Source organism: Huaxiibacter chinensis, from assembly GCF_022171985.1.
Lineage (GTDB): Bacteria > Pseudomonadota > Gammaproteobacteria > Enterobacterales > Enterobacteriaceae > Enterobacter > Enterobacter chinensis_A.
This window is the reverse complement of record NZ_JAJVHF010000003.1, coordinates 560,345-572,426: the sequence shown is the minus strand read 5'-3', so window position 1 is coordinate 572,426 and position 12,082 is coordinate 560,345. Positions and strand designations below refer to the sequence as shown.

Annotated in this window: 10 protein-coding genes and 1 pseudogene; 9 read left to right on the top strand and 2 right to left on the bottom strand. The window is 55.7% G+C overall.

Features of this window, described 5'->3' with window-relative positions:
- The first annotated feature begins 101 nt into the window (after positions 1–101).
- Entirely contained in the window at positions 102–986 is an 885-nt protein-coding gene (locus LZP96_RS11620) for an SDR family oxidoreductase (protein WP_064326157.1), read from the top strand.
- Between the two features lie 53 nt (positions 987–1,039).
- Here the strand turns inward: LZP96_RS11620 and LZP96_RS11615 are convergent, their stop codons facing one another.
- Positions 1,040–2,254, bottom strand: coding sequence for a diguanylate phosphodiesterase (locus LZP96_RS11615; protein WP_064328131.1), 1,215 nt, complete (start codon positions 2,252–2,254; stop codon positions 1,040–1,042).
- Between the two features lie 207 nt (positions 2,255–2,461).
- Complete coding sequence (locus LZP96_RS11610; protein ID WP_064326158.1) at positions 2,462–3,958, bottom strand: alpha/beta hydrolase; 1,497 nt, start codon at positions 3,956–3,958, stop codon at positions 2,462–2,464.
- Between the two features lie 269 nt (positions 3,959–4,227).
- Here LZP96_RS11610 and LZP96_RS11605 point away from each other — a divergent pair, with 269 nt between their 5' ends.
- The 8 genes and pseudogenes from LZP96_RS11605 to LZP96_RS11570 all read left to right on the top strand — a co-directional run bounded on the left by LZP96_RS11605 (position 4,228) and on the right by LZP96_RS11570 (position 12,061).
- The gene (locus LZP96_RS11605; protein WP_064326159.1) at positions 4,228–5,094 is read left to right on the top strand and encodes a MurR/RpiR family transcriptional regulator; all 867 of its coding nucleotides are present in this window, start codon (positions 4,228–4,230) and stop codon (positions 5,092–5,094) included.
- An 11-nt stretch (positions 5,095–5,105) separates the two neighbouring features.
- Complete coding sequence (gene ddpX / locus LZP96_RS11600; protein ID WP_064326160.1) at positions 5,106–5,681, top strand: D-alanyl-D-alanine dipeptidase; 576 nt, start codon at positions 5,106–5,108, stop codon at positions 5,679–5,681.
- A gap of 15 nt (positions 5,682–5,696) precedes the next feature.
- Positions 5,697–7,229: an ABC transporter substrate-binding protein gene (locus LZP96_RS11595; RefSeq protein WP_064326161.1), complete on the top strand. Its 1,533-nt coding sequence runs from the start codon at positions 5,697–5,699 to the stop codon at positions 7,227–7,229.
- A gap of 40 nt (positions 7,230–7,269) precedes the next feature.
- The gene (locus LZP96_RS11590) at positions 7,270–8,292 is read left to right on the top strand and encodes an ABC transporter permease (protein ID WP_064326162.1); all 1,023 of its coding nucleotides are present in this window, start codon (positions 7,270–7,272) and stop codon (positions 8,290–8,292) included.
- Positions 8,289–9,182 (top strand): D,D-dipeptide ABC transporter permease, encoded by an 894-nt coding sequence (ddpC, locus tag LZP96_RS11585; protein ID WP_064326163.1) that lies wholly within the window; start codon positions 8,289–8,291, stop codon positions 9,180–9,182. The genes LZP96_RS11590 and ddpC overlap by 4 nt, the downstream gene beginning before the upstream one ends.
- Positions 9,182–10,168, top strand: a pseudogene (locus tag LZP96_RS11580) (ABC transporter ATP-binding protein). The gene ddpC and the pseudogene LZP96_RS11580 overlap by 1 nt, the downstream one beginning before the upstream one ends.
- Positions 10,161–11,084 (top strand): oligopeptide/dipeptide ABC transporter ATP-binding protein, encoded by a 924-nt coding sequence (locus LZP96_RS11575; protein WP_064326165.1) that lies wholly within the window; start codon positions 10,161–10,163, stop codon positions 11,082–11,084. Before LZP96_RS11580 ends, LZP96_RS11575 begins: the two are co-directional and overlap by 8 nt.
- Positions 11,084–12,061 carry a mannuronate-specific alginate lyase gene (locus LZP96_RS11570; protein ID WP_064326166.1) on the top strand — a complete coding sequence of 326 codons (978 nt, stop codon included), beginning with the start codon at positions 11,084–11,086 and terminating at the stop codon, positions 12,059–12,061. The genes LZP96_RS11575 and LZP96_RS11570 overlap by 1 nt, the downstream gene beginning before the upstream one ends.
- Positions 12,062–12,082 lie beyond the last annotated feature (21 nt).

The window sequence follows — 12,082 nt, the reverse complement described above, 5'->3', positions numbered from 1 at the left end:
ATCATACCGGGACCAGGTAGGATTCTGATTTTTTCTCGGTTTTCAACATGGAGTATGAATTTTGTGACTAAGCTTAAGTTTCGATTAATCAGGAGGCCGGTATGACAACAGAGAAACACCCGACAATGCACTATCCACGTCCCCCCTTTGTTGAACAACCGCAACAGCCGCCAGGGCTGGCATCAGAGATGAAACCCTTACCCGACCATGGTGAAACCAGCTATATCGGTTCCGGAAAACTGGCAGGGAAAAAAGCCCTGATTACGGGCGGTGACTCAGGGATCGGTCGCGCCGTGGCGATTGCCTACGCCCGCGAAGGTGCGGATGTCGCGATTGGTTATTTGCCGGAAGAAGAGTCCGATGCCGCGTCGGTTATCGCCCTCATCCAGGCGGAAGGACGGACTGCCGTTGCGATTCCGGGTGATATTCGCGTGGAGTCATTCTGCGATACGCTCGTTGAGAAAGCGGTCTCTGCCCTTGGCGGGCTTGATATCCTGGTCAATAACGCCGGGCGACAACAGTATTGTGAGGCGATTGAAGACTTGACGACCGCCGACTTCGACGCCACCTTCAAAACGAACGTCTACGCCCCGTTCTGGATCACCAAAGCCGCGCTTCGCCATCTTAAAGAGGGTGCGGTCATTATTAATACCTCCTCTGTGCAGGCCTTTAAGCCAAGCGAAATTCTGGTGGACTACGCTCAGACCAAAGCCTGCAACGTGGCCTTTACCAAGTCACTGGCAAAACAGCTGGGTCCACGTGGCATCCGTGTCAATGCCGTCGCGCCAGGCCCGTACTGGACGCCGCTGCAGTCCAGTGGCGGTCAACCGCAGGAAAAAGTGCAGCAGTTTGGCCAGGATACGCCGCTTGGTCGTCCCGGTCAGCCTGTTGAAATCGCGCCGCTCTACGTGCTCTTTGCTTCGGACACCTGCTCCTTTGCATCAGGTCAGGTCTGGTGTTCTGACGGAGGTACCGGCGTGGCGTAATAAAAAACGGCAGGTTTATCCTGCCGTCTTCTTTTGTATGCCCTGAAGAGCCGCTAAAACGCGGGCTGCGGCCAGTGAATTTTACCCACGCCGTTTAACTGAGGACGCGCAAATAAAAACCCCTGAAAACGTTTAATCCCCGCTGATTCAAGCCAGTGCCACTCTTCGAGTTTTTCGATGCCTTCTGCTACCAGCGTGATTTCAAGATCGGTACAGCAGCTAACGATCGATTTCACAATGGCCTGCTTCGGGCCGCTCAGATGGATATTACTGATAATTTCCCGATCGATTTTAAGCTTGTCCGGTTGAAAACGCGTGAGGAGCGAAAGCCCGGCATAACCTGACCCGAAATCATCAATGGCCAGCCCGATGCCTGCTGCCCGCAGCTGTTTAATGGCGCTATGAAACTGATTGAAACCAGAGATGATCTCATTCTCCGTCACCTCAATAACGACCTGCTCCGGTAAGAGGTGATACTGACTTATTTGATTCACCAGATACTCAACCGCGTCAGGAACATTGACCAGGGACATAGGTAAAAGGTTGATCGCGATTTTATGATCGCCAATGCCAAGCCTCTCGGCCAGCGAAAAGGCCCAGGCTTTGGTCTCAAGATCGATTTTATAGATATCGTCGGGCGAAATAGCCTGAAAGAACTGCTCCGGACTGCCGCCGTCGTTCCCGCGGATGAGCGCTTCAATCGAGGTGATTTTCCTTTCAGAGGGTTCAACGATTGGCTGGAAAGCAAACTGGCACGGCTGTTTCGTTTGCAACGCCAGACTGTCGCCGAAAGGCGCCTTTTCAGCCTCAAGCTGCCACTCCTCACCAGCGAATACCTGCCTCTTTTCGCTCACCGTTTTTGGCCGGGTAATAAAAGTCTGGATAAATTTAAAGACCCGATCGTCAGAGGTGAGATAACGTTCGAGTTTGCTGTAACGCAAAACACGCTCCAGCACCGAGCGCGGAGATTCGGCCCTGAGATCGAATAAAAGCATCCCGACGTTTTCAAAACGTCGTCTTGGCCCATAGTCCCGCATAAGCTCAACCACACTTTGGTGACGCTTATCGACGCGGATTTTATGATAAAGCCGTACGACGCTCTCTTCTGAACCTTCCAGAATTTGCAGGAAATCGATTCCGTTAAACAACAGAATACCGGTAATCCCTGCTTCGCTGTTACGCCGTTTCGCTTTTTCGATTATGGCTTCGAGGCCAATTGATTCACAGGATGTATTTAACTGGCTTCGATAAATGAGAGTGGTAAGCACAGCAAAGATATCCATCTTGATGATTACGTTTATAAACTATTTTTTAACATACTTTGTGAGCATCACCAATGGTTATCGTTTCAAGTCTCTGCTTTCCTGCCTGCCTGCTCATTGATTAGCCTTGTGAATGTACTTTGCCGTTTATATCAGCGCGATGGTTTCAGTATCCCCTCTTGCGGATAAATCAAATTATCCGCAAAAGGGTAATTAAGGTTTATCCGTGCCAGGGGGTATTGGCGGAAGATGCTGGTTGATACGCCTCACCATATCGTCAAAAAATGGATTTGAGGTCACGCGCATCAGCGAATCCATATTCACCACCAGAACGGAGGTTTCCCCGCGCAGCGAAAGTGTCCCGAGATTAATCCCGTAACGGCGGGGATTAAGCGGCTGGCTTCCGTATAGATCGTCCGTTGGGGGGAACGGGATCGCCACATGCGACAACGAAAAGAGGTCGGCGGGATAGGGTATCGCCATCGGTGATACCCTTTCGCTCTGCTCCCCGGCGACGGTTGTTCGCGCAACGGTCTCCAGCGTGGCGGGTGAGGCATTGGTGATCACCGTGGTCGTGTAACGTCTTGGGGCGGGCGGCAGTAGAGCGTTAACGGCATCATAAGTCGACGGCCTGAAAAGAGGACGGAAACTGGCGGCCTGATTAATATCCACGATCACCAGTTCGCTGCCGTTCGCCGGTAGCGCGTTATAGAGAGTATTCACTACCGCCCGGGCACTCACCGTAGAATCCATGATCGACTGGAATGTCAGGACGGGCGCCAGACCCTTGAGTTGGTTGCGGCGTACGGCTTCGCTCATCTCCTGCTGTAAGGATTTAGTTAATAACCACGACTGGCGGGCGGCATTCACCGGGAAGGAGTTATATTTGAAGGGGTTATACTCCGGCGAGATGTTCAGCCAGGCGGATTTCGCAAAGGCCGGCAGCCTGGCAGGAAGCCCCGCCAGGCCAGCGAAACGGGCAAACGCGGTGACGCCCATCATCGGCGAAAGCAGCACAATTTGCTGGGGATGACGCAAGGCCGGATCGCTGAGCGCATCGAGGGCATATTTCATCGCCAGCGCCCCGCCGTTGGAGTAGCCCACCAGATGCAGCGGCACGTTATCCCCCGCCAGGCGCGTCGCCTCGCGCACGGCCAGACGCGTTGCCGCAAGCCATGCCTCCCATTTGACGTTGGTCAACGCGCCCGGCGCCGTGCCATGTCCCGGCAGACGAGGCACCACGGCGACAAAACCGTGCTGCTGATAATTCTGGGCCAGACGCTTCACGCTGTAGGGCGAATCCGTCAGACCATGGAGCAAAACCACGGCGCCTTTCGGCTCGCCTGTCGGCATCAAAACAAACGAGTGATTCCAGTTGTGGCTGAATTTTTCAGGCCAGACGAGGCTTTGCCCCCAGTAACGATTGATCGGCGTACGGGTTTCCGGCGTCAGTTTCGCGGTGACCTCGCGCTGCATATCACGAAAAATACGCTGCTCCTGCGCCTGATACTCTGCAAAGCTTACCTTGTCTATCTCGCGGGCGGACATCTCTTCCCCGTGCCAGGTATGCCAGGGCTGTAACGCCGGGCCCTGTTGCGAGACGTACACGCGCACGGCCAGCAGGACCGCAAGAAGTATCCCCACCACCAGCGCCGCTTTTTTCAAAGCAGACAGCAGGCGCAAACTCATCCGCCACGGCAAATTAGCCATGTCGCTTATCCCTTTCAACGCAAACATTGCCCCTATAGTAGCGTAAAAGTGTGAAGGCTCTGACGTATTCATCATTCCTTCCTGCCTCTGCACCAAAACTGCACTACGCTGCACTACGCTGCACAAATGTTGTGCGAAGGTTAATTAAATATTGCAAAGATTTTACAGCGAAGGCGATAACGCGCGTCCCGTCGACATGGCACGCGTCGTGCATTGTTAGTCAAATAACAGTCGCAGCAGAAATGACAGCCTGTTAACAGCGAGGCGGCATGACGATACAACCGGAATTGCTCAACAGAATCAAAAGTAGCTTTAGCCAGCTGACACCCAGCGAAAAGCGCGTCGCCAGCTGGATGCAGGCAAATACCACGTTGATCCCGTTTGAAACCGCAGAAAGCGTGGCGTTCATCACCGGAACCAGCGGCATCACCGTGGGGCGATTTCTGCGCAAGCTGGGCTTTCGCAATCTGGAAGATGCTAAAAAGAGCCTGCGCGAGCTCCCTCAAACGGTTTATCAACCGTGGGGCATGAATGAGCGCCTCGACTCATGGCAGCAACAACGTGCGTTGTCAGATCGCGCGCAACATTCGCTGTCACTGGAAGTTGACGCCATTCAGCACGTGTACCAGCTGGCGCAAAGCGCCGTATTTCAGCGCATCGTTTATCAGCTGACCCATGCAGAGACCGTGTTTGTTCTGGGCATTCAGTCGACACGTGGAATTGCCAACGCCTTTTTCAGCCATCTTGAGTATTTGCGCCCGCGGGTGAGCTATTCCGAAGGGTTGTCAGGTAGCTGGGTGGAGTCGCTGAACTCTGAATGTCCCCGCCCTTATGTTGTGCTGACCGATACACGCGCCTATTCGGCGATAGCCCGCCAGTATTGTCGCGTTGCCAGTGAGAAAGCGATTCCCATGGCGCTAATTACCGATATCTGGTGCCCCTGGGCGCGGGATTATCCCATCGATTTATTACAGGTGAAAACGGATACCGGGCATTTCTGGGATTCGCTGGCACCGGTGAGTTGCCTGTTCAACCTGCTGCTGTCAGGGGTGGTAGACGCGTTGGGCGATACCCTCCCCGTCCGCCTGGCCGCAAACCGGCAATTACAACAAGAGTTTGGTCAATTCGAACGTTAAGGAGCGCAGCTATGCCCGAAGAGTGTCAACTGGTTGATGTGGCGAAAACCTTTCCCGCCCTGCATATCGACCTGAAATACGCCACGGCAGACAACATCACCGGGCGGCCAATATATCAGGACGCCTTGTGCTTATTACATCCCGACGCCATCACCGCGCTGGCAAAGGCGATCGGTATTGCCACGCTCGCCGGTCTCAGGCTGGCGGTCTATGACGCTTACCGTCCACAACAGGCGCAGGCGCAACTGTGGCAGGCGTGTCCCGATCCCCAGTACGTCGTCGATGTGTCCATTGGCTCCAACCACAGCCGCGGCACGGCGATTGATGTGACCCTGCTGGATGAGAGCGGCAAGGCGCTGGATATGGGGGCGGGCTTCGATGAAATGCACGATCGTTCCCATCAATATCATCCCTCCGTGCCGCCTGATGCGCAGCGCAATCGCCTGTTGCTCAACGCGATTATGTTTGGCGCGGGCTTTGTCGGCATCACCAGTGAATGGTGGCATTTTGAATTACCCGGCGCGGCCAGTTATCCGCTGCTCAGCGACCGTTTTGCCTGTTTTTCACCCCAGCACACCTCCCTTTAACTCTGGAGCACGGCCATGAAAAAATCGTTTATCACTACGCTCATCGTCTCCGCCCTTGTTCTGAACACGTCTGTTGTGTTGGCCGCGGTGCCAAAAGATATGCTGGTTATCGGTAAAGCAGCCGACCCGCAAACGCTGGATCCTGCCGTGACCATTGATAACAATGACTGGACGGTCACCTATCCGTCTTATCAACGCCTGGTGCAGTACAAGCCTGGCACCACGGACGTGGAAGGCGATTTGGCCACGGGCTGGAAAGCGTCTGAGGATCAAAAAGAGTGGACCTTTACGCTTAAAAATAATGCCATGTTTGCCGATGGTACGCCGGTGACAGCCGACGCGGTCAAACAGTCTTTTGAGCGACTGTTGAAAATCAGTCAGGGTCCGGCAGAGGCGTTCCCAAAAGATCTTAAGGTCGAAGCGGTTGATACCCATACCGTTAAATTCACGCTAAGCCAGCCGTTTGCCCCATTCCTCTATACCCTGGCGAACGATGGCGCGTCGATTATTAACCCTGCGGTACTCAAAGCAAACGCAGCGGACGATGCTCGCGGTTACCTGGCACAACATACCGCCGGTTCCGGTCCCTTCATGCTGAAAAGCTGGCAGAAAGGACAGCAGCTGATTCTGGTTCCCAACCCGCACTGGGCGGGTGATAAGCCGCACTTCAAGCGCGTCTCGGTCAAAATCATCGGTGAAAGCGCGTCGCGCCGCCTGCAGCTTTCTCGCGGCGATCTGGATATTGCAGACGCCCTGCCCGTGGATCAACTTACCGCCCTGAAACAGGAAAATAAGGTCAACGTGGCGGAATACCCCTCGCTGCGAGTGACTTATCTGTACCTCAACAACAGCAAAGGGCCGATGACACAGGTCGATTTGCGTCGCGCCGTCTCCTGGGCGACCGATTACAACGGCATGGTGAAAGGTATCCTGAGCGGGAACGGTAAGCAGATGCGTGGCCCGATCCCTGACGGGATGTGGGGCTATGATGCCACCGCCATGCAATACAGCTTTGACGAGGAGAAAGCAAAAGCGGCGCTCGGCAACGTGAAAGACAAACCGGCAAGCCTGACCTTCCTCTATTCTGATAACGACCCGAACTGGGAGCCGATCGCCCTCTCTACCCAGGCCAGCCTCGGCAAGCTGGGCATTAACGTAAAGCTCGAAAAACTGGCGAATGCGACCATGCGCGACCGCGTGGGTAAAGGCGATTTCGACATCGCGATCGGTAACTGGAGCCCGGATTTTGCTGACCCCTATATGTTTATGAACTACTGGTTTGAGTCGGATAAAAAAGGGCTGCCGGGAAATCGCGCGTGGTATGAAAATTCAGAGGTGGATGGCCTCCTGCAGAGTGCACTGAAAACCACTGACCAGGCTGAACGCACCAAAAACTACCAGCAGGCGCAGAAAATTGTGATCGACGAAGCGGCCTACGTTTACCTGTTCCAGAAGAACTATCAGCTTGCGATGAACAAAGAGGTCAAAGGCTTTGTGTTCAATCCGATGCTTGAACAGGTCTTTAATATTAACACCATGAGCAAGTAAGCCAGCTGGCGCCGGGTTTCCGGCGCCCGGGGGGAAACGTATGACGTTCTGGAGCATTGTGCGCCAGCGCTGCTGGGGGCTTATCCTGGTGGTCGCGGGCGTCTGTATCATCACGTTTATTATTTCGCACATGATCCCGGGCGATCCTGCGCGTCTGCTGGCGGGCGATCGCGCCAGCGACGAAATCGTGCAGAATATTCGCCAACAACTGGGTCTGGACCAGCCGTTATACGTCCAGTTTGGACGTTATGTCGATGCGCTGGCCCATGGCGATCTCGGCACCTCTATCCGCACCGGACGCCCTGTCGCTGAGGAGCTGAAGGCGTTTTTCCCGGCCACGCTGGAGCTGGCTTTTTGCGCTCTGGTGCTGGCGTTATTTATCGGCGTACCGCTGGGGATCCTCTCCGCGGTCTACCGAAATCGCTGGCTCGATCATCTGGTTCGTCTGATGGCGATAACCGGCATCTCTACTCCGGCGTTCTGGCTCGGGCTGGGCGTGATTGTTCTGTTCTACGGCCATTTGCAGATCCTTCCCGGCGGCGGTCGGCTGGATGACTGGCTTGACCCACCCACGCATATCACCGGTTTTTATCTGATTGACGCGCTCATTGAGGGGAACGGAGAGGTCTTTTTCAATGCCCTTCAGCATCTGCTGCTGCCCTCCCTGACCCTTGCGTTTGTCCATCTGGGGATCGTGGCGCGCCAGGTCAGGTCGGCCATGCTGGAACAACTCAGCGAAGATTATATCCGCACGGCTCGCGCCAGCGGCTTACCGGGTGCATACATCATTTTGCGCTATGCCCTGCCCAACGCGATGATCCCCTCAATTACCGTTCTTGGCCTGGCGCTGGGCGATCTGCTGTATGGCGCCGTTCTGACCGAAACCGTCTTTGCCTGGCCCGGTATGGGCGCATGGGTGGTGACCTCTATTCAGGCACTGGATTTTCCCGCCGTCATGGGGTTTGCCGTTGTGGTTTCACTCGCCTATGTGCTGGTGAATCTGGTCGTTGACCTGCTCTATCTGTGGATTGATCCACGCATCGGGCGCGGAGATGCACAATGATGATGTCACACGAAACGCCCGTCCCAGCCCCCTCAGTCAAATGGCGGCTAAATGGGGCAAAACTCTTCTGGCTGCTGCGTAAAAGCCCTCTTACGCTGGTGGGGGGCGCCATTATGATATTGATGCTGGCCCTGATGCTGCTTTCACCCTGGATAGTCCCCTACGATCCCAATGCGCTGGATCTTACGGCACGTCTGCTGGCCCCCTCTGCGGCACACTGGTTTGGTACCGATGAAGTTGGGCGGGATTTGTTTAGCCGGGTGCTGGTGGGCAGCCAGCAATCCATCGCCGCGGGCCTGGCGGTGGTAGTGATTGCCGGGGGAATCGGCTCCTTGCTGGGCTGTTTGTCCGGCATTCTCGGCGGTCGGGGGGATGCCATTATTATGCGCATTATGGATGTCATGCTCTCAATCCCGTCGCTGGTGCTGACCATGGCGCTGGCCGCTGCGCTGGGGCCGAGCCTGTTCAATGCCATGCTCGCCATCGCCATTGTGCGCATCCCATTTTATGTCCGACTGGCGCGCGGGCAAACGCTGATCGTTCGCCAGTTCACCTATGTTCAGGCGGCACGTACTTTTGGCGCATCGCGCTGGCATCTTATCAGCTGGCATATTCTGCGTAACGCGTTGCCGCCGCTGATTGTCCAGGCATCGCTGGATATCGGCAGCGCGATTCTGATGGCGGCGACGCTTGGATTTATCGGCCTGGGCGCACAGCAACCCACCGCTGAATGGGGCGCGATGGTCGCCGTCGGGCGTAATTACGTGCTGGATCAGTGGTGGTACTGTGCCTTTCCCGGCGCGGCAATACTGATCACCGCCGTTGGCTTTAATCTGTTTGGTGATGGCATTCGCGATCTGCTGGACCCGAAATCTGGAGGAAAACAGTGATGAGTGATTCTGTTCTCTCAATCGACGATGTACACCTGAGTTTCCCGATCTTTCGCGGTGAAGTCCACGCGTTAAACCGGGTCACGCTTGAGATAAAGCGCGGCGAGATTGTTGGTGTGGTTGGTGAATCCGGTTCCGGAAAATCGGTCACCGCCATGCTGGCCATGCGTTTATTGCCGGAGGGCAGCTACCATATTCACAGCGGAAGGGTGAATTTACTGGGTGAAGATATCCTGAACGCCAGTGAAAAACAGATGCGCCAGTGGCGCGGAGCCAGGGTGGCGATGATTTTTCAGGAGCCCATGACGGCGCTCAACCCCACCCGCCGGATTGGCAAGCAGATGACCGAAGTGATCCGCCAGCATCAGTCACTCTCCCGCGACGCGGCCAAACAGAAAGCGATCTCTCTGTTAGAAGAGATGCAAATCCCGGACGCCAAAGAAGTGATGAGCCGTTACCCTTTTGAGCTTTCCGGCGGTATGCGTCAGCGGGTGATGATTGCCCTGGCCTTCTCCTGCGAGCCGGAACTGATTATCGCCGACGAGCCGACCACCGCCCTCGATGTGACCGTACAGCTGCAGGTCCTGCGCCTGCTCAAACACAAAGCCCGGGCCAGCGGAACATCGGTACTGTTTATCAGCCACGATATGGCCGTGGTCTCGCAGCTGTGCGACCGGGTCTACGTGATGTATGCCGGAAGCGTTATTGAAAGTGGAGAGACGCAAACGCTCATCCATCACCCTGTACACCCTTATTCTATTGGCCTGCTGAAATGTGCCCCTGAATAGGGGGAACCGCGTGAAATGCTGCCCGCGATTCCCGGCACGGTACCTAATCTGACCCGTTTACCCACCGGCTGCGCCTTTCGCGAGCGCTGTTTCGCGGCGGGCACAAAATGTACTCAGACCCCGGCGCTTATGCCTGCGGGAAATGACGATCGGCAGGTCGCCTGCTGGTATCCACAACGGGAGGCGCATCATGTCTGATATTTTACTGGAGCTGGATCGCGTGCATGTCAATTTTGCGGCACGGAAAAACTGGCTGGGTCGCGTAACGGAACAGGTTCATGCCCTGAACGGAATGGATTTGCAGATCCGTCGGGGTGAAACGCTGGGCGTGGTCGGGGAATCCGGATGCGGTAAAAGCACCCTGGCACAGCTGCTGATGGGCATGATTAAACCGAGCGAAGGTACCTGCCATCGCGCCGCTGACGGCATGCAAATGGTGTTTCAGGATCCGCTCTCCTCGCTCGATCCTCGCCTGCCCGTGTGGCGTATCATTACCGAACCGGTATGGATACAAAAACGCCGTCGCGAACGTGAACGGCGCGCGCTTGCAGAGAGCCTGGCCATGCAGGTGGGTATTCGTCCTGAGTACCTCGACCGGCTGCCGCACGCGTTTTCCGGTGGACAGCGCCAGCGTATCGCCATCGCCCGGGCCCTGTCGTCCAACCCGGATATCATCGTGCTGGATGAACCCACCAGCGCGCTGGATATTTCCGTACAGGCGCAAATCCTCAATCTGCTAGTGACGCTGCAACGCCAGCGCACGCTTACCTATGTTTTGATTTCACATAACGTCTCCGTCGTGCGCCATATGAGCGACCGCGTTGCCGTAATGTATCTCGGACAGATTGTCGAACTGGGCAATACGCATCAGGTTCTGAGCGCGCCTTTGCATCCCTACACGCAGCTTTTGCTCGATTCTGTTCCCAAAACCGGTGTGCTGCTGGATGACGCGCTGGCATTGCGCAAAACCGACCTGCCGGGCAACCGCCATTTGCCCTCTGGTTGCTTCTTCCGCGACCGCTGTCCGCTGGCGACCGAAGGCTGTCAGGCGGTGCAAACGTTGCAGACTGCAGCGGATGGACGCGCGGTACGCTGCTGGCGTAATGTCTCCTGATGCGTCTCATCATACTTCTGCTTGTGTTTTCCGCGAACACTCTGGCGGCACAGCTTGTGCCGCCATCCGGCTTTGGCAAACCGCTGCCGCATACCCATAACGGGCTGTGCATTGCCCTGCCTGCACCCTGGACAGAGCGTCTCATTTTCCGCAGTAAATATGACGGTTCCGACAGCGCACGCGCGACCCTGAATCCCGTTGCGGAACAGACTTTCCGCAAACAAACAAAAGCGATAACCGACTTCGAACGCGGGCTTTCTGAGATGGTCTGGCGTTATAAACAGAGCGGCGATCCTGCCACGCTGCACTGTATTCTTCATGAGCTGAATGCCTGGGCCTCTGCCGAGGCGTTGACCTCGACGCAGACGAATCACACCGGGCGGGCGATGCGCAAATGGGCGCTCGCGACGGTGGCCACCAGCTGGATTGAACTCAAATTCAAGCCTCTTGCACCCGTAAAAGAGACCAGTGAGATAGAGCGCTGGATATCCCTGCTCGCCGATCGGGTGGTTGAAGACTGGGATGGTTTGCCGCCTGAGAAAACCAACAATCACACCTACTGGGCCGCATGGTCCGTTATGGCGGCCTCTGTTGCGGTCAACCGGCGGGATTTGTTCACATGGTCACTCAAAGCGTATCGCCATGCGGTCGGACAGATTACCGACAAGGGAACGTTGCCTAATGAGATGAAACGCGGTACCCGGGCGCTGGCTTATCATCATTACGCATTACAACCGCTGGTGATGATTGCCAGTTTTGCGCAGGCCAATCATGTAGATGTTATGAATGAAAACAGCGGCGGGTTGTTACGGCTGGCGGGCTTTGTTTTACAACATGATAAAACCACCTATGAGTGGCTGGAGCCCTGGTGTTCACTTACCGATTGTGACAGTGTCACTACTTTGGCACGGGATCGTGGCCGTCCATGGGTGAATCGTCGTATGGGAGGGAATTTAACGGTGCTGTATGCGCGGTGAGTGCAAGCCGGGCTGACGCCC